The sequence below is a fragment of the Pseudomonas asuensis genome (assembly GCF_014646755.1).
Lineage (GTDB): Bacteria > Pseudomonadota > Gammaproteobacteria > Pseudomonadales > Pseudomonadaceae > Chryseomonas > Chryseomonas asuensis.
Genome location: NZ_BMNW01000022.1, coordinates 1 through 18,860 on the forward strand (window position 1 = coordinate 1; position 18,860 = coordinate 18,860).

An 18,860-nucleotide genomic window follows, 5' to 3' on the forward strand; every position below is an offset into this window, starting at 1 on the left:
TCGGATGGCGTGCGTGGTCGTGGCGCGTTTGTGTAGAACTTGAGCCATGGATCCTCCTCCGATAGAGGTCTATACCATAAACCCTTTCTCCCTGGGACCAAACACCTAGAGCCTTACTCTGTCCATTCAGGATCGGAGCAATGCAGTTGGCTTCCTGGGGCTACGCTCAAGACGCTACCCTATGAGGTGTATAGGATTTTGACCGACAACGGCATCCAGTTTGCCAAGAAGATCGGCACGGCATAGAGCATCGGTTTTAAGCCCTCCCATCCTTTGATCAAAGGATAGGTCGAGCCTATAAACTGCATGATCAGGCAGGCCACCACCAAGGCCTTTCACTACGCCTCGCTTAAACAGCTGCAGGATCATATAAAGGCCTACCTCCATGCCTATAACAGCGCGATTCCGTTATGCTCATTGAAAGGCCAAATCCCTATTGGCTTTATCCTCCAGCAATAGCATAAACAGCCACAGCTCTTTTTAACCGACCCCAACCCCTTCTTCCGGGACCTACACTTAGGCACATGCGATGATACGGCGGACAAGCTGTGGCACAATTTAAACATTACAAACTGTCTTGACTTTGCTAGCCAAACCTTCAACTAAGCGGTTGGCTAGCACTTACCACGCTTCCGGTGAGTAGTAACATATCCCACCATGGGTCGTGAAAACTCTCGGTTAGCTATTTTGACATAGTTGGTTACCACATATATCTTGCTCAAGAGATAAGAATAGAAAGTAGGGTGTTGCCTATACACTCCAACTAAAAATTAATTTGACACTAGGCTTTTTCTGAAAAAACTGGATTGCTATTACTAGCTATCTAAACCGCCTCTCTAACTTATTTGTTTTACAGTCAGATATTATGAGGGGCTACAGAGCGGTTAAAAAGAAGCTAACACCTTAGTTCGAATTAATCCATCTTCGAAGCAAATGTCTGAAATAGATTCTTTTTGAATATATAATTGCTCTTAAAATAGATGGAACCGAAGCCTGAGGATAACCACTAATCCGGCTTGGTGTATTCAAAATTTTATTAAAAGAGTTATCTTCATATGTCTAATCGTTCGATTCTTCCTGTTAACGTATATAGCTACGGAGCAATACCTAGCCAAGCACTACGTGATATAGAAGCAGCTCATGGCAGTAATTCAGACTCTCAAAGCGTGTCACCATCCAGGCCTTCTTCTCCTTCTTGTTCTGCCTCATTAAAGCTCACGAATTTTGAACGCAACAAGAAAGTATTCGATTCGATTTGGAATGATACGAGTACAAAGTCAAATTGGCTAATGGAACTTGGAAAAAAAGAAGGTTTAGAATTTGGAGCACAATTTGCATCTAGTGTTGTAGTTACAGCTGCTATTTATTTTGTATCTACTAGTATTCTTTCAAGATCTGCGTATGCGGCCTCGCTACTTGCTAACGCTGATAATCCTAATTGGCTTAGCAAGCACATTTCCAATCTATTTTCTGACCCGCAAGTGCAAAAGGATTTGGCCAGCTATTTAACGACAGCGGCGGCCGCGGGCGGTGTGGCAAATAATTTGGTACTTACCCAGGCGGTTACGGGGGCACTGACCCGTATGGGAGAACCTATCAGCGCCTTGTTGAAGGCATTGGTGTTACCACAACAGGGGGCTGATCATCAAGCTAAAATTAAACAGACGGCATTTCGCCGGATGAGTGAAAAAGTCGAGCCATTACGCGTTATGTTGCCTGATGATCGCCGTGAGCGATTCGATAGTGCATTTGAAGAATTACGCGGTCAAATTGATGGTATTGGGCGATCTGCTTTTCCTCCTGACTATAATCATATTAAGAAATTATTCGATCGTATTTACTTACATTTATCTTATCCGGTTGCTATGAAGGATACTTACCAGCTAGGTATTAATGGCGACCCTGTAAAAGCTGAAAAAATTCAGAGCGCCCAAGATAAATTAACTAAAAGCTTCCTGAATAAAGAACTTACAGATAAACTTGATTCGCTATTCACGTTGGCCCGCTATTCGACAGTTAATCCACAAGTTGGACCAGTCGTAGCCTTTTTTGATGGGCCTCCTTCTACAGGAAAAACTTGGGTTACAAACCAGGCAGGTAAGAATTTCCTTAACGCCCGCGTGGTGAAGATGTCGATTGAAGACTTTCTGATACACACTGGAGTGAAAAAAACGCAGACAAAATTTGGTACGTATCAAGACCCTGATTTGGAGGTAATTCCAGAACCCCACAAGGGGCGTCTTACAGATGCTGATAGTCTTAACGAAATAATCCTTATAGATGAAGTGAAGTTTAAGGATGACGGTGATCCTCCCAACCATCTGCATTTGATGGAAGAGCTCAAGCAAGCATTAACGATTGACCCATCTGAATACCCGGCGGTTGAAAGGTTGAGAATTCGCCCAAATGCAATGCCGATGATTGTAATTTGTACTAACCATGGTTTCGATTTTGTCAAAAATAAGGCACTTGGAAGTCGCTTCACCGCTTCGATAAAGTTTCCTAATTGGTCTAAAGAAGCTTATAAGGAGCGTATAGATCAATATATAAATTTAATTGTCAACGATATGGCAAGGATTCATAAGCAGAGTGTAATTGCAGCAATGGATAAGATATTCAAGGAGATTTCTCCCTTTATAATGGGAGAACTTGAAAGGCATGATTCTTTCCGGGACGACGCGAAACTATTCCTCCGAGAGGTACACGTTGCATTGAAAACTGAAGTCGCTGGTTTAGCCACCCAGCTTGACCAAGCCGCAGCGCGCGCCCCTGCAGATCTGAATCCGCTTATCGATGGCTTGCAAGAAAAATCTAAAGAAAACATACAGCGTTATTTCCAGGACGTAGTAGATCTGTACGATAAGGCTGCGGCAAAGGATGTGGTGCAGGAAAAACCTTCAGCGGCCTCTGAAACTGCGAAACAGCTGAGAGAACGAATGCAAACCCAGATTAATGAATTAGAAAGCCAAGTTTCTCAAAATAGCAAAGATTCAGATAGTAAATACAAGTTGATTCTTGAAGCAGCTTTTTCATCGCTTAAAAAAGGTGATGCAGTGGCAAGCGCAACAGGCCATCAAGAGTCGACTGGATTGACTAGGCGCCTGCGCGCTGGTAGTCAGTAGATAAGTGTATTTGCGTTTCACAGAGCAGACTTGCTACTAGCAAATCCTGATAATAATCCCAAAAGAATGCCCCCACACTTTGGGGCATTCTTCCGCGTATCATCTAATGCCTTTCCAACACCAACGTATAACTTCTAGCATCACTTTCTACGTTCTGTCTGAAAAATATTTTCTCAAGAAAATCCGTATGCAAGCCAAGGAAATCATGGCTTCAAAGCTGCGGGTGAGCTTCTCGAAACGGGTGTCTATCCAGCGATGCTCCTTAAGCCAGCTAAAGAGCCTTTCAATAGCATTGCGTTTGCAATAGGCCGGTCGGTCAAAAAGTCTGGGCAGTCCTGTTCTGGGGCGACGATGCATCTGACGTAACGGGATGATGGGCTTGATTCTGAAGCGATCGCAATACTTGCGTAGCGCCTCGCTGTCATATGCTTTATCTGCCAGAACCGTACGGCACCGCTTGATAGGTCGATCTAGCGGAGATATCAGACAAACCTTATCCAGTACACTTGTAAAGTAACGGCTATCAGCGTGATGCCCAGGCGAAACAGTAAAGTTTAAGGGAATGCCTTGTGTGTCGCAGGCGAGATGGAGCTTGCTGGTCAGGCCACCGCGACTACGTCCCAGCGCTTGGTTACCCCTTTTTTTGCGGCACCCGAAGCCGCATGCGTTGCACGGATGGAGCTTGAATCAACCATCCAGGTGTTTAGGTCAATACGACCGTCCTGCCTCAGAGTTAAATGAAGCCGTTTGAGCAGGGCCGTAAATAAAGAGCGGTCTCGCCAGGTACGGAAACGGTGGTAGACCGTTTGCCAGGCTCCGAAGTGGTCGGGTAAATCGCGCCACTTAGCTCCTGAACATAGTACCCAAAAGATGCCATTAAGCATCAGGCGATCATCCTTGCGATGCCGCCCCCGCTGCTGCCTGTGAGAAACCAGATCGCTAATCAGCTCCCATGATCGATCATCCAACTCGTAGCGTCCCGTCATCTCTGTTCTCCGTCCGGAAAAGACAGGACAGCCTAGCAAATCGCTTTTCCAGACAGAACGTAAAAAATTATGTCAGCGCTCGGTAAAGATGATGTAGCACTTACCTACGGTTCATCTCGTACTTGAATGACGTCATCAGTAACTTCATCCAATTGCTTTACGATCTGATAGATATGAGCAACGGCCATCAACGTAGGGCGCGGGATGTAACGGCCTGTACCGACCTTATAAAGTGTGCGGGCAAGCCAGATGCTTTGCACCACAGGAATCTTGGCTTTCTTGGCGCGAGCGATTAAATCTAGGGCTTCATCATTCTCGCCCTTGCAATGGATGCGTGGTAGCGGAGTCTCGCCAGGACGGTAGTAGAGGGCGACTGCAAAATGCGTTGGATTGACTACCAGCAGATCAGCCTCTTCAATACGCTTGGGCGGTGCGGAGGGTGCTTGGTTCAGTAGTTCATGGGCAAGCTGTTTACGGTGTCCTTTGACATGAGGATCACCTTCAGATTGCTTGTATTCGTTCTTGATATCCTCATGACTCATTCGGAGCTTCTTGGCATGAAAGTATTTCTGCAGCGCGAAATCCAGCCCTGCCATTATCAATAACAAGCCTAACGTCGCGCGTAGAATGTGATGAAAGAGTTCAAGCAACGCATGCCAATAAGTGGTTAGATCTGAATTGGCCAGCAATATCAGCGTACCCAGCTCAGGTTTAACTACAATATAAAGGGTAGCTGCAATAACGATAGCTTTGAGGATACTCAACAGTAGGTTGGTCAGGTTCTGACCAGAAAACATCTGCTTGGCATGGGAGAAAGGGTCAATTTTCTTGATGTCAAAGGCGAGTGCTTTGGGGGCAAACAAAAAACCTATCTGCGACCAACTACCCACCAAACTCATAAGCACCGCTACGCCTACGCTACAAAGTACGAAACCTATCAGGACAGTAAGTCCTTCATAGGCTACCTGGCCCACCATGGTCAGGAAAGGCTGTCCGGTGGCTATCAGTGCCAGCCCTAACAGGTGCTGCAGCCGTTCCATGCTTTCATCGGCCAGACCTAGCGTTATCTCGCTGACCACCATGAGCACCAACAGCTTGCCCAGATCCTGACTTTGAGCGACCTGACCTTTCTCGCGTGCGTCCTGTAGCTGTTTGGGTGTTGCTTTTTCTGTCTTCTCGCCCATGACTAAGGTACCTGTACTAGGTGACCAAGCAAGGTTTTAAGATCCTTGAGCCCTTCGATTTGTCCACTCCCCAGTTCCAACAGCGTAGGTAGGTAAACGAGCAGAAAGGCGATCCCCGCCATACTCTTGGCCGGCATCGCCAGGATCGAGACGTTTAGCTGTTGCGCATACAAACCAATAATGGCAAGCGCCGCCTCGATGAGCAGCAGCAGGCCTATGAAGGGAGCGGCATATAGCATCATATGCTGTAGCGTCTGATTGAGTTGTTCGAGAAAAATGTGGAGCCCGTCAATCGTCATGCTAGGCATCCATTCTGTAGGCTGCCAAATAAGGTAACTATCCCAGATAACCTGGGTAATCAGTGATAGCCCTCCAGACAGGATCACTAGCATGATTAGTGTTTCCTGGAAGAGTTCGCCCAGAGGTGTTGCATCCGGCCCAAGCGCCGGATTGATCTGGCCGCCACTAAGCGCACCGCGCTGGCTATCGAGCAGGGCTCCTACCGAGGCAAACATCCAGAAGGGCGCATAAAGCAGCAGACCCAGAAGCGTGCCGAGTACCCCTTCCTTGATCAGGAGCCCTGCCATGGCAATAAGGTTTTCTTGTCCACTAAGTGCCTGGCTGATTGAGGGGGCGGGTACTATCGCCACTACAATCACCACAGCATAACGCAAGGGGCCTTTCAGGTATTTGAAACAAAAGGCCGGAACCAGAATCATGCACGGCAGTAGACGAGCCATGCCCAGGCCTATTCCGAGCATCAGCTCGAAGAGGTGCTGTGCGTCAAATGGCATCTAGTGGGCACCACCGGATCGAGCAATCAGGTCAAAGGCCATATTGATGAACTGAATTAGTTCGACGCCAATCCAGCGACCAGTCATCGCCAGGGTAATACCTACCGAGGCCAGCTTGATGCCAAAGGGCAGGGTTTGGTCCTGAATCTGCATCAGCGCCTGGAGCAGTGACGTGACCACTCCGACCAGCACCGCTACAGCCAGGGGAGGGGCCGTCAGGATTACTACCAGAATCATGCCTTGTTTGAACAGCGCTAACGCTTCCATGACCGCCTCACATGTAGGAATAGAAGAGGCTGTCGAGCAGACGGGTCCAACCGTTTACCAGCACGAATAACAGCAGCTTGAGTGGCAGGGAGATCGTCATTGGCGAAACCATCTGCATCCCAAGGGCGAGCAGGAGATTGGAAACGATAAGATCGATCACGATAAACGGGATGTAGATAAGAAAGCCTATCTGAAACCCTGCCTGAAGCTCCGAAAGCACAAAGGCTGGAATGGCAAGCAGCAAGTCATTCTTGGTGGCTTGGTCGGCGAGATCCTTGGGCCACATCCTCTGGGTATTCTCAAGTAGATGGGCTGAGACATCCGGATCGGTATTGCGAGTCATGAAGCCTTGCAGCGGATCAATCACGCCGCTGGCAGTGGCTTGCAGTTTTTCTGTGGACGAGATATCCAACGGGTTCGCCTTGACCCTTTGCTGGATGTCGTGAGCGACTGGCGCCATAACAAACATCGTTGCGGCAAGGGCAATGCCATATACCGCCATATTGGGAGGTACCTGTTGTACACCGATGGCATTACGTGTGATCAACAAGGTCATGGAGATCTTGAGAAAGGCGGTACAGACGATCAGCAGAAAAGGAATCAGCGATAGGCCACCAAGAAAGAGCGCTAGCAGAACGGGATTCACCCCTTCCATTATCATGGTTTCGATGCCGTCCGTGTGATCTGCAGGCCCAGGCGGCCGTCCACGTCCACTAATTCACCTTCTGCCACTACCTGCTCGCCATAGCATAAAGTAGCTTGGCCGGGTGCAATGCCACCTACCTCAAGCACCGTACCGCTGCCTAGCCGTTGCAGCGCATCCAGGCTCAGGGTCAAGCGTCCACAACGCAGGGAGAGCTCCAACGGGAGGCGCTCTAAAGACTCAAGTTCATCTGATCGATATACGTGCGACTCATCTTCCAAGGCAGTGATGGCGCTGTCGTTGATTTCGGCAGAGTCTTCGAAATCGTCTTGCTCTTCATCGAGTTCCCTTTCGTATGATTCATCTGACTCTAGGGTTGCTGGCTCGTCAAGCTCCGCCTCGGTGTAATGGTCAGTACTGCTCATGATGGCTGTCCTCCTCATGGCTTAAGGTCAGGGAAAGATGTCGATCGCTGCACTGCGTATGGCCAAGCCAGCGGCGGTCCGCCAATACCAGATGACCATAGCCCTCGCTATTGAACAGGCATTCAGTCGGTAATAGCACGTCACCGGGGCGTAGCGATTCAAGCTGCGCAGCGGTCAGGGTCATTCGCCCAAGCACTAGTGGAAACGTCAGCTCAAACATAGCGGGCAGTGGATTGCGATGGTATTGCCAACTAGGAGTGTCCAACCACTGCAACAAGGTTTCAGGAGAAGCGCTCCAATAGGCATGCACCTGATTGTTGCCCACTTGTACCCTGAGGCGGCAGTGTATGAGCAGACCTTGAGGCGGCTCTGCACACCAAGGTTCAAGAGGTGCTAACCCTTCTGCTATCGCCGGGCTTAAGTGTTGGCTAATGAACTGCCAATACCAGGCTTGCGTTTCGCCTTTGACGATCACAGGGCTCTCGCCCAGAAGACTTAATACGGCACTGGCGTCACTCAGCTTAAAAGGGCCCGCGGCGCTGCCAAACCAGATACCCTGATCGTGACCTTCGCCTGCCTGTGTAGCCTCTAACTGGAGCTCACCTGGTATGCCTCTAACTGCAAAGGGAAGAGTGACACCTGTTCCCAGTTTCCGGCTCGCCTGGGCAAATGCAGCCGTGATCGGTTGTAGCGTGAGCCTCTTCATGCCTGTGCCTCGTTCAGCATCGAAAGCTCCACCGGCTGGCCCAAGGCGTTAGCCAACGCTGATTCACAGGCATTTTCCCGTGGCTGGAGACGCTTAAAAACATCCTGGCGAGAAAAGCCTAGCTCAACACTCCAGCGGTCATCACGTTTGCTAGCTCTTACCTGCACTTTACCCAAGTTAGGCATCAGCAACGTCACGTTTAATGAGGCAAGAGGATCTTTGGCCAGCCGTTGTACCAGCTCGTCGATCAGTTGCGTTGGCATCTCTTCGCTTTGAATCGGTAACGTGATACCTCCGCTGCTTCCTAGGTCTTGGTGATTACCGTCTTCGCCGACCGGCTGGATCAATTGAAAAAAGAGCAGACCATCGGCGCTGAGAGCGGCCTCAGGCTCGCGCCCAAGGCAGGAACTGCGCAAACGTTCCCCTTCGCTTCGGCGGCTGGCCGCCGCTGAAAGCGGTGCTTCCTTAGTAGGTGCAGCCGTGGGCAAAGACGTAGGTATGGGTTTGGCTTGTGAAGGAATCCGAGTTTCAGACTTCATCGTTTATGGCCTCAGCTAGACAAGATAATTTCTCTACGGCGCGCTGGGCGGCTCTGGCTCCTTGTTGAGCAAGTTGCAGTGTTTGTTCGCATTCCTTGACGACGAGTGTTTGATGTTGCACGCCCTGGCGCAACCGCGACAGTTGATCGAGCATGCTGCGTTCCTGATCGTGCCAGCGGTCGACATCGCCAAGTGTAAGAGATTGATTGACGTGTTCGACTGCGAGCGTCTGGCGGCTTTCGACTTGCCGGTTGCGTTCATCCCACAGTGCTACGCGCGTCTCGGTCAAACGTTCATTGTTACTTTTTAGCTCACCCAGCGCGTTGCGTTGCTGGCGCTCGGCCCGTGCCTGGCGGTGTTGGCGCAAGGGCATCAGAATGCTGATCACTTCTTCCAGGGCAGCCCGTTGTGGATCGACTTCTAGTTCGCTATCCATGTCTACTCCGGCAGTTGCGCGGTAAGGCGCATCAGGGCATTAAGGGTTTCTTCCAGAGGCACCGGCTCACGTAGATCCTGCTGCAAAAAGCGATTGATCGGCTCGTTCAGCTCTACTGCACAATCGGTAACCGGATCGCCCCCTGGTTGGTATTCTCCAAGGCGTAGTAGCATCTCTACCTGCCGATACGCCGCCATAAGCCTGCGCAAGCGGTTATTGGCCTGCTGATGTTCGCGGCTGGTAACATTGCTCAGGATTCGGCTAATGCTGGCCTGAACATCGATAGCCGGGTAATGCCCCCGCTCAGCCAGCTTACGGGAGAGCACGATGTGGCCGTCCAGCAGTGACCTTACTTCATCCGCCACGGGGTCGTTCATGGAATCCTGCTCGATCAGTACCGTGTAGAGCGCGGTGATAGAGCCCGTCTCGCTCATCCCAGCGCGCTCCACAAGTCGAGGCAGCAGGGTATATACCGAGGGAGGCAGGCCGCCACGGCCCAGGGGCTCACCGGCGGCAATACCGATTTCGCGCTGGGCTCGGGCAAAGCGGGTGAGTGAGTCGAGTAAGAGCAATACTTTCAGACCTCTGGCGCGATAGGCTTCCGCAATGGCTGTGGCGGTAAAGGCAGCGCGTGCACGCTCCATACTTGAACGATCTGAGGTTGCACAGACCAACACCGAGCGCCGCCGCAGGGTTTCATCCAGTTCGTGGTCGAGAAACTCGCGCAGTTCCCGACCTCGTTCGCCGATCAGTCCGAAAACGATCACATCACACTCCATGTTACGTGCCAGTTCGGCCATCAGCGTAGTCTTGCCGCAACCTGCGCCAGCAAACAACCCTACGCGCTGTCCCTCGCCCAATAGGATGGCACTGTCGATAGCCCGTATGCCGGTAGGCAGGGCATTGGTGATACGCGGCCGTTGAGTCGGCGGCAGAGCATCGGCAATTACCGGCATGGTCTGGCGACTATCAAAAGGACCAGCAAACGCACCGGCAGAGCCCGCCAGCAGTGGACGACCAAAGCCATCGAGCACACAGCCCAGCAAGTGCTCGTCAACGCCAATGCGATGGGCCATACCCAAAGGACGGATAGTAGCGCCTACCTGAATGCCATCCGGTGTGCCCAGTGCGCTAAGCAGTGTGCAGTCACGGGTAAAGCCTACAATCTCGGCAAGAATCGTGCTGCCATCCGCTTTACTGACTTCGCACAGATCGCCTACCTTGGCCGCTGGAATCTGGCACTCCAACAAGATACCGCTGACAGCACTGACCCGCCCACTGATGCGTACAGCCGAGTAATGGGCCAAGCGAGCAGCCTGTCTTGACGTCCAATCCTGTAGAGCCGTATTCACCAGACCACCTCGTAGTGCCGTTCTCCGTCGAACACAACCCGCCCGTCATCGATACGGGTAAGGCGTAGGCCGTCCAGTTCATCGCCTACATATAGGCGCTTGCCCTGTGCTGTAACGAGATGAGCCTGGGGTCCAGACATGATCTGAACGATGACAAAGGGTAGTGTTGTGCCGCCTACGGAAACTTGGTCAACAAGCGCCGCGGAACTCTCATATTGCTCATCGAAACGCTGTAGCATGCGCTGATAGACCGGGCGCATCTCATCCTGAAGATTGCCGCGCAAGACCAGCCCATGTGCCATCTGCTCGACGGTAATATCACTGAGCAGACGGTCACTGAGCATCGTCTTGAGGCGGAGCCGTGTCTCTTCGGCACTTAATCGGATGCGTTGAATACCGGGTTTTGTCAGTTCAGGTTTCGCCTGGACTTGCTCGTTCTTTTCAAAGCGCTCGGCTGGCACCCTTGAGGATGTCCCTGTCTGGGATAAGCTCCAGGCACTTCCGACCACACCCAATAGAATGCCAATGATGACGGTTCCAGAGCGGCTAAACAGGGAGACACCCTTTCGTGTAGGCGTGCGGTCCTGAGAGCCTTCCGACGACTGATCCGTGGCAGCGTGTGAAGTAGCGTCTTGAACGGACGCGGGTACCATCGGCCATGCTTCGCCGGCGGGGGAAATCGAGAGCCAGACCGAGCCCAGCACAAAAGGACTATTGGGATGGACTGCCGTCAGCGGATGCGTATGGCCCTCATCGTCAAGAACGGCGCCTTCTTCAGAAGTTAGAATCCAGCGATCGTCCTCTCGTTGCAGCCGGCAATGCTGTGGCTCAACACCTATATCATGCAGTGCTAGGTCCAGATCATCGTTCGATCCAATCAGCCACTGCTCGCCAACCAAGGGCAGTGCGGCTCCTTGATGCAACCCGGTTAGCACCCGCAATTCGAACATTTCAGGCCTCCTTTGCTCAGGCTGCGTATTCATTGTCTAGGGCTAACATGTCGTCTTCCAACTCGAAGCGCCCCATAACCTTTACCTGGGCAGTCGCTCCGATTTCAGCAAATGACATGACCGGCACATGGTAGAACTCCTCCTGCAACAGGGTTCGCAAAGGACTGCGTAGATCCTGGGCGACTAGCAGTACGGCCTGTTCCTGTGTTCTAAGCGGGAAGGCGAGGTGGAGCTGCTGCACCAGCAATTGGCTAATTTCATTGCTTAGTGCAAAGAATGTTTCGGTCTGGGTCTGACGCAGGCCGTCCCTAAGGATATTTTCGCTTTCAGGGGTCAGCAGCCAGACCAGTAAGCCCTCTACACCGGCATACTGATGGTAGAGCTGAGATTTCAGAGCTATGCGGACATAATCGGTAAGTGCTGTTGTCTCGCGTTCATACTGGCCGTGCTCGATGAGTGTCTCGGCAATGACCCGTACCGAGCGCAACGGTACGCATTCAGAGGCGAGTCGCTGCAAGACCGCGGCAAAGCGCGCAAGTGGTACAGCCCGCTGCATTTCTTGAGCGACTTCAGGTTGTTCGGATTCCAGCCAGCCAAGAATCGCCTTGGCTTCCTGTAGACCAATGAACTGTGGCCCACAAGCATGCAGGGCGCGCTCCATCCGTTCCACGATCAATGTCTTTGCACTTAATGTTTCGACAGTTTCTCCTTGCAGCTCGGGAGTGTCAGCTGGCATCCAGACCCACTGTGCTTCCTGTCGATCTACGGTTCCAGAGATTGCCTGTTGCGGAGCTTGCTGTGCGAAAACCTGTGCATCCACTGCCACATGACTTTGAGTGAACGTGGCCCTAAGCATAGGGACCTCATAGACGGAGAATCTAAACTCATCCGGCGCTAGTTGCGATGAGAATTCAATAATGAAAGATGGCAAGGTCAGTCCGTACTGAACTACCAGCCGATTTCGTCTCTGACGTATTTCGCTCACCAGCGCATCTATACACGCTTGGTCCTGATTCGGATGGAACTGCAGTACGAATTGACGGCTTGGCAAAAAAGTTCGCAGATCTTCACTGCCGTTCATTTCTGGCGCTACGATCTCTGCCTGCCCCAGGTTCGTCTCAGGACGAGCACGGTACAGCTGCAACATGCCGCCGCAGCCGCAAATAATCGCAATGACGATAAAAACAGTTGTCGGCATGCCAGGGAGGGCGGCAAAGCCAAGCATGGCAACCGATGCAATGATCCAGGCCTTGGGCTGGCTTGTAATCTGCTCGGCGATTTCGCGGCCGATGTTGCTAGGGACCGCTGCGTCCCCATTGGGAACCCGCGTAATAATAATACCGCAGGTTACAGAAATCAGCAGAGCCGGAATCTGCGCAATCAATCCATCGCCGATGGTAAGCACTGTATACAATTGCAGTGCATCGCCGGCAGCCATCCCGTGCTGTATTACACCGATGGTGATACCGCCTATCATGTTGATAGCTACGATGATGAGCCCTGCAATGGCATCGCCATTGACGAATTTCATCGCTCCGTCCATGGCACCGAACAGTTGACTCTCTCGGCCAAGTTCAGCGCGCCTGGTACGCGCTTCATGAACGGTAATGAGGTTTGCCCGTAGGTCGCTGTCGATGGACATCTGCTTGCCTGGCATTGCATCCAGAGTAAAGCGCGCGCCTACTTCGGCGACTCGCTCAGAACCTTTGGTGATGACCAGAAAATTCACAACCGTGAGGATGAGGAAAATCACCATACCTACAGCTAAGTTGCCCCCCACCACGAATTGCCCAAAGGCTTCTACGATGTGCCCAGCGTCCTGATCGAGCAGAATCAGGCGAGTGGTCGAAATCGAAAGGGCCAGACGAAACATTGTGGTGAGAAGCAGTACTGCCGGAAACGTCGAGAACGCCAATGGCCGGGGTAGATGCATGGCCAACATGATCAGCAGGCAGGCAATACAAATGTTGATGGCAATCAGGATATCTACCAATGCAGTGGGCATAGGTGTGATCATCATAAATACGATGGCGATCACTACGAACGCACCGACGACTTCCGAACGGCGCATGGCAGCCAGGGCAATAGCATTCAGGAAGTTAATTACAGATTGCATAAGGCAAGTTTCTCCTGAGCAAGCTTTTGCTCCTCGTTCGTCAGTTCGGTGCTAAGGGCTAGCAGATTGTCCTTCACGCTGTAGAAATCTTTCTTGGAACTCCAGAGCGTTTGGGGGAGCCGGTAAAGCAGCAAGTTTCTCAATGCATTGAGAAATGCCAATTGGTGTGGCAGTTGGTCTCCGCCGATGAGCTTGACCAGTGTTAATGTTTGATCGGGCTTCATTAACGTACCGGTCAGCGTCAGCAGGTGCTTTAATAGCGCTATAGGCGCCACTTTTTTTAATTGCGGGTTCTTACCGTACATGTGGCCCAGTATGTGTTCACACTCATGCAGCAGGGCGGCTACGTACCGTGCGGTTGTAAGACCATTCATCAAGGGGCGCGCTTTCTGAGATGTACTGGAAGAGACTACTTCCGCTATGTTTGCCGCCATCTCGGAGCGCATTTCCTTCAAAGAGAGGTCGAACTGGCCTTGCTCCCGCAGCTCACCAAGCAACGCATCGACCAGTCCAATAATATTGAGCGGGTCATCAACCATAGCGCTATATAACGTCTTCGACCTGCTTATTTTCTGCTGATCTTTGGTGCGCGAAAGTCCATGGCCTCTTATTAGGCCTCTTATCAAGGTAGTAGTAGAAGGCGAGCGAACGGGTTTACCGTATTCCTGACGTAGCAGCTTGGCCTGTTCCTTTAAAAACGACAACTCGCTCTCTTTGCCTTCGTTATGAGCCTGTTCATTTCCTATCTGTTTTAGTGCGTATTGCAGTCTTTGATGAGCAACTGCTACGTCCCCCTCACAGCTTTCGAGAATTAACTGTAGGGTTTCTTTGGGATCTTGCTTTTGTGATTGGCTGTTCTTAAGTTGCCGGCGCAAGTCACGCGTATTTGCGTCCAGACGTCTTCGGTATTGAGCGACCAGATGTTGGGTTCGCTCCAAGGACTGAGTTGCCTGCGACTGAAGTCCATTGATCAGGGCTGCATATTCACGTCGACTGGTCGTTTGCTCATCTTGAGACAGCGCAGCATTGGCTTCGGTTGACGTCCGGCCATTGTCATCTGCTGATACAGTGCTCGGACGTAGGACAACAGGCGAAGTGACGCGCGACTGCGCCGGCACGGATGGCGGCAGATGCGGGGTATGAGGTGTGATCGACGGAACAATCTTCATGGCGCACTTCTGGACAGAGTCTTGTACCCTGAGTGGTGCGACAGACCTACGAGTTCCATTGCCCCTTAGTAGTGCTACCAGGGATGGTGCAGCGGACCATGCGAGTGGTTGACGTCCCCATGCTTGGAGCCGCTTGCCTCTGCGCTCGGTAGCAAGGGTGACTCGGACGATCATCGCAGCGGCGGTCATCGTTACGAGGGTCGCCGCCACGACAATGGCTTGCATCGAGGCCATCAAAAGAAGCAATGGAAGCATCGCGACTGATTTACGGTATGCCAGAAAGGGCCACGTTTATACGCCCCCTTAATCAGCTATACAGACAGCGCTTTACAGACTCAGCTTTACGTCCCTGCTGGGCCGTTTCGACAGGTCGGCATCGCTGTGCTAAGCCCTGCCTTTTTCCTTTCCAGCTTTATAGTTAATGGCGCTCATCGAATGCACTGCTGCTGACCTTAAAGAGGCTTGGCAAGCATGCCGGGTGGTGCATGGTCAGCGGTCCGCGTCTCATCGCCATGTCCTAGTTTTCGTGAAACGGACAAACTTTCTTCAGTGATACGCTGTACTAGGTGGAGTGCGCGTTCGGCGCTACCCAATAAAGTCAGGATGGCGCCACGTTCGTCCCAGCCCAATTTCTGTTCGTTTTGCAAACAGCGTTCGCGCAGCTCAACAATCTGTCCGGCATGGGCTTGTGGCAAATAGAATCCTGAACTGACCCCCAAAGGTTGTGTTCAACTTTTTGGGGTCAGTTCATTTCTCGCGAGCCTCGCCAATCTGATTTTTTTCATGCCCGCTCCAGCAGGCTGACACCCTCATCGTCCGGTTCACTCCACTTGGCAAAGTAGGCGTAAACGGTTCTCTACTTCGGAAAGTCACTCAGCAGGGCGCACCACTGGCAGCCCGTACGCAGCAGGTACAGTGCCGCACACCACACCTCGTATTGGTTTACGCGGCGCGGCTTGGTGTGCTTGCGGACTCACCCAACCGCAAGTAATCACATCCAAGATCCATCGGACGTCGCCTTGATTTTCTCTCGATCTGAGCCGAACAAATCATGCTTTAAGGTGTGACGGTCACGGCTTTGAGGCGGCGGCACCATTTCGCCGCGGAATGTCGCCCACACTCGGGGGCCCGTTGTCATGGCAGTAAGTATTTTTGACTCCCACAGCGCCTGAGTTCGATCCTGCCCAATAATGGCAATTGCTTCTTGAGGAAGTTTTTTAACTTCTGCCAATGTCACCCGGCGGCCCGCTTTGGATGATTTGCTGTCATTGCTGATGCCTGCTCTTAAATTAGAAAAATATAAATTTGTCGCGAAACGGCCAGTTACGTCCGAAGCCTCTCTGATAGCTTTTGTCACACTTGCACTTAAATCACTCTCATTCTTGCAAGCGTCTATTATTTTTAAATCATTATAGTAGCTTTCCATTTTATTAATGAGAGTTTTCAAGACTTTATTCTCGTCAATAGTCTCCGGTATCGAAGAGAGCATTGAGTTTAAATCTTCCCTAAACATGTCGTTTAATTTCGAAAGCTTATCTTCAGCAGGTTTTTCCGCTACACGTACGGTGCTTTTTTATAAAACTCAGGCTGCTTTGTTTATAAGAACAAGAAAAATTCACGTACCCCATTAATTAATCTGTCTCGACAAGCTTGTTCGTAACGCGATTTTGCCCAGCTGGAGAAGTTCTTAGTATCACCAACTTTTTCCTCTATCTCTTCTGTCGATTTCTTGAGGGAAGTTGAATGTTCAATATGTTGATTAGATAGGTGAGAAATGATTTCCTGCCCATCAATATCCGTTCTTACGGTCAGCAGTTCGTTAATGGCTTTTGTCGCCTCAATGGCTTGGATTTCTTCTATTGATTTTCTGTCGAATAATTCTTTGGCCCTCTTACTTCTTACAAAAGGCGTCTCAGTTAGAGTATCGGCTGACACGAGTGAATCAGCTTTCAATAACTCTGGATCAGGCTTTGACCGCTGATTAATCAAGAACATAGATAGCGATCTATCAAGCTCTTGTACGGGGGTGTCGTTAATTATCTTATTTAAATGCGCATCAACTTTCTGAGGGTCAAGTACGTCAGGCAAAATTGCCCGATAAACGTTAAATGTCGCTTTGTGGAGCACCGCCTCTAAAATGCTCAAGCCCTTCTCTCCAGTAACACCGAAGCAATCCATACCGTCACTGTAAACGCCGCCCTCTGGCCCTAATTCAAGAAGGCCCTGCTTAATTTTGTTTAACTTTGCTTTCTGCTTGTCAACTGCTCTTTCTTTGTCGAAGTTGAGGTCAGCCCGACGTGCGTAGTCAGCTGTGTCAAAATCTGAGTAGAATACTTGGGCCGATAAATTTTCTCGTAGACGCGCCACAGGAAAGGCATAACGCCATATGTCCGACATCATCCCTTTGTTTCTTATATGATCTTTGGCAATGCGAAAATCCAGCGAAGCACTTACAAAAAGTTGATCTGACTTATGTGGGGAGAAAATGGCGTCATATTTTTCGATGTCGATAAAGGGCGCCAACGCCGGTACGTGCTGCGCCGCGCCGCAATCTGCCAGATCACTGGTCGATCAGCATGCTCATCACGCTTCTCGACGCCGGTATAGCTGGCATCGGCGTACACCGCATTTTCCTCGCCGTGCAGCAGCTCAGCGACCTGTGTGAGGTCCGCCATATTAGCCGCAGTACCATGAACATGATGCACCAGGCCAGACTCCACATCGGTGCCGATGTGCGCCTTCATCCCGAAGTAGTACTGGTTACCCTTTTTAGTCTGGTGCATTTCAGGGTCGCGCCTGCCCTCCTTATTCTTGGTCGAACTGGGGGCATGAATGATCGTTGCATCCACGATCGTGCCCTGGCGCAACGATAGACCCTTGCCCTGTAGGTAACCGTTGACGACCTGCAAAATCCCTACGGCCAACTGGCGTTTCTCCAGCAGGCGTCGGAAGTTTAGGATCATGGTTTCATCGGGAAGGCGCTCCAGATTCAGACCGGCGAATTGACGTAGGAGAGGGGTCTCGTACAGCGCTTCCTCCATCGCCGGATCGCTATAACCAAACCAGTTTTGCAACAGATGGACCCGCAGCATCGCCTGCAAAGGATAGGCCGGACGTCCACCCTTACCCTTGGGGTAATGCGGCTCGATCAGGGCAATCAAGCCGCTCCAGGACACCACTTGACCCATCTCAATCAAGAGCAGTTCCCTACGCGTCTGCTTGCGTTTACCCGCGTACTCAGCGTCGGCGAAGGTCATCATGCTTCATGAGAAATCTCAGCGGTTGAATCCAGGTAGTCTGCCAGAGTCAGAGGGACTTTTTCAGATTTTCCCTAGAGGGTGGGTAGATACTCAAAACCTTGTTGAACTCTATTAATGAGCTCCAATGAAGCGCAAGCAATCTGTCTGTCTGTCTGTCTGTCTGTATAGATCGAGCGGTTCCGCATGCAGCTTTAGAAATTTCAAATTCTTATCTTTTGGAAACCGCCCGAGAAAGTGAAGTGGAACCCATTAAAAATTCAACTACGTCTGATTAGACTGGCAGGATTGTCGCGCAAAATTGGTAATTGCATATGTATCATAACCTAGCATCTTAAGCGTTCGTCCATGAGCTAAAATAAAATTTCTTTGGTAAGCTGGGCGACTAGCTAAACAGTTTATCATTTGTGAATCATAGCCTAAATCCTTGAGTATTGGGCCGTGATTTAAGGCAAAAGCTTCTCGGGTGCTGTCTGAGTTACTCATGACATAGCTACCATAAGGTTTTCCATGAAATGCCTGAGCATTCTGAAAAGGTTTGAATAAACCTATAAAAACGTATGAGGACTTTATTATTGGTGTCATTGAAATCACCTATACTTAGAGCCGCTACCAAAACCTCATCAATGAGCGTAGACAGCAGGCCAAGGGTAAGAAATGTCAGTGGTAAGAGCAACAGTTGGTGGTTTATATGAAATATCGGTTCCCTAGGCTCTGTCTGAAAAAGATTTTCTCAAGCAAATCCGTACACAGGCTAGAGAAATCATAGCCTCGAAGCTACTGGTAAGTTTCTCGAAACGGGTGGCTATCCGGCGATGCTCATTAAGCCAGCTAAAGAGCCGTTCGATAACATTGCGCTTACGATAGGCGGGGCGGTCAAACAGTCTGGGCAAGCCTGTCCTAGGGCGCCGATG

Annotated in this window: 17 protein-coding genes and 3 pseudogenes; 1 reads left to right on the forward strand and 19 read right to left on the reverse strand. The window is 50.9% G+C overall.

Annotated features, from left to right (window positions below; translation table 11 throughout):
* The first annotated feature begins 1,055 nt into the window (after positions 1-1,055).
* Positions 1,056-3,122 (forward strand): hypothetical protein, encoded by a 2,067-nt coding sequence (locus IEX86_RS23420; protein WP_188868584.1) that lies wholly within the window; start codon positions 1,056-1,058, stop codon positions 3,120-3,122.
* Between the two features lie 147 nt (positions 3,123-3,269).
* On the opposite strand, the pseudogene IEX86_RS23425 reads toward IEX86_RS23420, so the two are convergent.
* From IEX86_RS23425 to IEX86_RS23515, 19 genes and pseudogenes are all read right to left on the reverse strand, one after another.
* Positions 3,270-4,108 (reverse strand): annotated as a pseudogene (locus IEX86_RS23425) (IS5 family transposase).
* 104 nt (positions 4,109-4,212) lie between these two features.
* Positions 4,213-5,292, reverse strand: a complete 1,080-nt coding sequence (sctU, locus tag IEX86_RS23430; protein WP_188868585.1) for a type III secretion system export apparatus subunit SctU — start codon at positions 5,290-5,292, stop codon at positions 4,213-4,215.
* 2 nt (positions 5,293-5,294) lie between these two features.
* Positions 5,295-6,086, reverse strand: a complete 792-nt coding sequence (gene sctT, locus IEX86_RS23435; protein WP_188868586.1) for a type III secretion system export apparatus subunit SctT — start codon at positions 6,084-6,086, stop codon at positions 5,295-5,297.
* Positions 6,087-6,353: a type III secretion system export apparatus subunit SctS gene (sctS, locus tag IEX86_RS23440; RefSeq protein ID WP_188868587.1), complete on the reverse strand. Its 267-nt coding sequence runs from the start codon at positions 6,351-6,353 to the stop codon at positions 6,087-6,089. It lies immediately after the preceding gene.
* Positions 6,354-6,360: 7 nt separating this feature from the next.
* Positions 6,361-7,014 carry a type III secretion system export apparatus subunit SctR gene (gene sctR, locus IEX86_RS23445; protein WP_188868588.1) on the reverse strand — a complete coding sequence of 218 codons (654 nt, stop codon included), beginning with the start codon at positions 7,012-7,014 and terminating at the stop codon, positions 6,361-6,363.
* Positions 7,011-7,421: a FliM/FliN family flagellar motor switch protein gene (locus IEX86_RS23450; protein ID WP_188868589.1), complete on the reverse strand. Its 411-nt coding sequence runs from the start codon at positions 7,419-7,421 to the stop codon at positions 7,011-7,013. Before IEX86_RS23450 ends, sctR begins: the two co-directional genes overlap by 4 nt.
* Complete coding sequence (locus tag IEX86_RS23455) at positions 7,408-8,127, reverse strand: type III secretion system protein (RefSeq protein WP_188868590.1); 720 nt, start codon at positions 8,125-8,127, stop codon at positions 7,408-7,410. The genes IEX86_RS23450 and IEX86_RS23455 overlap by 14 nt, the downstream gene beginning before the upstream one ends.
* Complete coding sequence (locus IEX86_RS23460; RefSeq protein WP_188868591.1) at positions 8,124-8,666, reverse strand: type III secretion system HrpP C-terminal domain-containing protein; 543 nt, start codon at positions 8,664-8,666, stop codon at positions 8,124-8,126. Before IEX86_RS23460 ends, IEX86_RS23455 begins: the two co-directional genes overlap by 4 nt.
* Complete coding sequence (locus IEX86_RS23465; RefSeq protein WP_188868592.1) at positions 8,656-9,102, reverse strand: YscO family type III secretion system apparatus protein; 447 nt, start codon at positions 9,100-9,102, stop codon at positions 8,656-8,658. Before IEX86_RS23465 ends, IEX86_RS23460 begins: the two co-directional genes overlap by 11 nt.
* Before the next feature lie 2 nt (positions 9,103-9,104).
* Positions 9,105-10,454 (reverse strand): FliI/YscN family ATPase, encoded by a 1,350-nt coding sequence (locus IEX86_RS23470; protein WP_188868593.1) that lies wholly within the window; start codon positions 10,452-10,454, stop codon positions 9,105-9,107.
* On the reverse strand, positions 10,451-11,404 hold the full coding sequence (locus IEX86_RS23475) for an FHA domain-containing protein (RefSeq protein WP_188868594.1): 954 nt from the start codon (positions 11,402-11,404) through the stop codon (positions 10,451-10,453). The genes IEX86_RS23470 and IEX86_RS23475 overlap by 4 nt, the downstream gene beginning before the upstream one ends.
* Positions 11,405-11,420: 16 nt before the next feature.
* Entirely contained in the window at positions 11,421-13,520 is a 2,100-nt protein-coding gene (sctV, locus tag IEX86_RS23480; RefSeq protein ID WP_188868595.1) for a type III secretion system export apparatus subunit SctV, read from the reverse strand.
* The gene (locus IEX86_RS23485; protein ID WP_188868596.1) at positions 13,508-14,689 is read right to left on the reverse strand and encodes a hypothetical protein; all 1,182 of its coding nucleotides are present in this window, start codon (positions 14,687-14,689) and stop codon (positions 13,508-13,510) included. Before IEX86_RS23485 ends, sctV begins: the two co-directional genes overlap by 13 nt.
* 452 nt (positions 14,690-15,141) lie before the next feature.
* Positions 15,142-15,384: a hypothetical protein gene (locus tag IEX86_RS23490; RefSeq protein WP_188868597.1), complete on the reverse strand. Its 243-nt coding sequence runs from the start codon at positions 15,382-15,384 to the stop codon at positions 15,142-15,144.
* A gap of 89 nt (positions 15,385-15,473) precedes the next feature.
* Positions 15,474-15,659: pseudogene (locus IEX86_RS23495) on the reverse strand (transposase); the annotation flags it as partial.
* Positions 15,660-15,680: 21 nt separating this feature from the next.
* Positions 15,681-16,136 (reverse strand): hypothetical protein, encoded by a 456-nt coding sequence (locus IEX86_RS23500; RefSeq protein ID WP_188868598.1) that lies wholly within the window; start codon positions 16,134-16,136, stop codon positions 15,681-15,683.
* Positions 16,137-16,285: 149 nt separating this feature from the next.
* A complete protein-coding gene (locus IEX86_RS23505; protein WP_188868599.1) occupies positions 16,286-17,212 on the reverse strand; it encodes a hypothetical protein in 927 nt (308 codons plus the stop codon).
* A pseudogene (locus IEX86_RS23510) lies at positions 17,212-17,946 on the reverse strand (IS5 family transposase); the annotation flags it as partial. The pseudogene IEX86_RS23510 and the gene IEX86_RS23505, both read right to left, overlap by 1 nt.
* A gap of 707 nt (positions 17,947-18,653) precedes the next feature.
* Positions 18,654-18,860: transposase (locus IEX86_RS23515; protein WP_188868600.1), on the reverse strand; the 207-nt coding region annotated here is incomplete at its 5' end.

Bases quoted from the DNA above. Each gene is read 5' to 3' on its own strand.
- IEX86_RS23475 (WP_188868594.1), bottom strand. From the start codon at position 11,404: ATGTTCGAATTGCGGGTGCTAACCGGGTTGCATCAAGGAGCCGCACTG.
- IEX86_RS23460 (WP_188868591.1), bottom strand. From the start codon at position 8,666: ATGAAGTCTGAAACTCGGATTCCTTCACAAGCCAAACCCATACCTACG.
- sctS (WP_188868587.1), bottom strand. From the start codon at position 6,353: ATGGAAGCGTTAGCGCTGTTCAAACAAGGCATGATTCTGGTAGTAATC.
- sctV (WP_188868595.1), bottom strand. From the start codon at position 13,520: ATGCAATCTGTAATTAACTTCCTGAATGCTATTGCCCTGGCTGCCATG.
- sctR (WP_188868588.1), bottom strand. From the start codon at position 7,014: ATGATAATGGAAGGGGTGAATCCCGTTCTGCTAGCGCTCTTTCTTGGT.
- IEX86_RS23485 (WP_188868596.1), bottom strand. From the start codon at position 14,689: ATGAAGATTGTTCCGTCGATCACACCTCATACCCCGCATCTGCCGCCA.
- IEX86_RS23455 (WP_188868590.1), bottom strand. From the start codon at position 8,127: ATGAAGAGGCTCACGCTACAACCGATCACGGCTGCATTTGCCCAGGCG.
- IEX86_RS23465 (WP_188868592.1), bottom strand. From the start codon at position 9,102: ATGGATAGCGAACTAGAAGTCGATCCACAACGGGCTGCCCTGGAAGAA.
- IEX86_RS23420 (WP_188868584.1), top strand. From the start codon at position 1,056: ATGTCTAATCGTTCGATTCTTCCTGTTAACGTATATAGCTACGGAGCA.
- sctU (WP_188868585.1), bottom strand. From the start codon at position 5,292: ATGGGCGAGAAGACAGAAAAAGCAACACCCAAACAGCTACAGGACGCA.
- IEX86_RS23450 (WP_188868589.1), bottom strand. From the start codon at position 7,421: ATGAGCAGTACTGACCATTACACCGAGGCGGAGCTTGACGAGCCAGCA.
- sctT (WP_188868586.1), bottom strand. From the start codon at position 6,086: ATGCCATTTGACGCACAGCACCTCTTCGAGCTGATGCTCGGAATAGGC.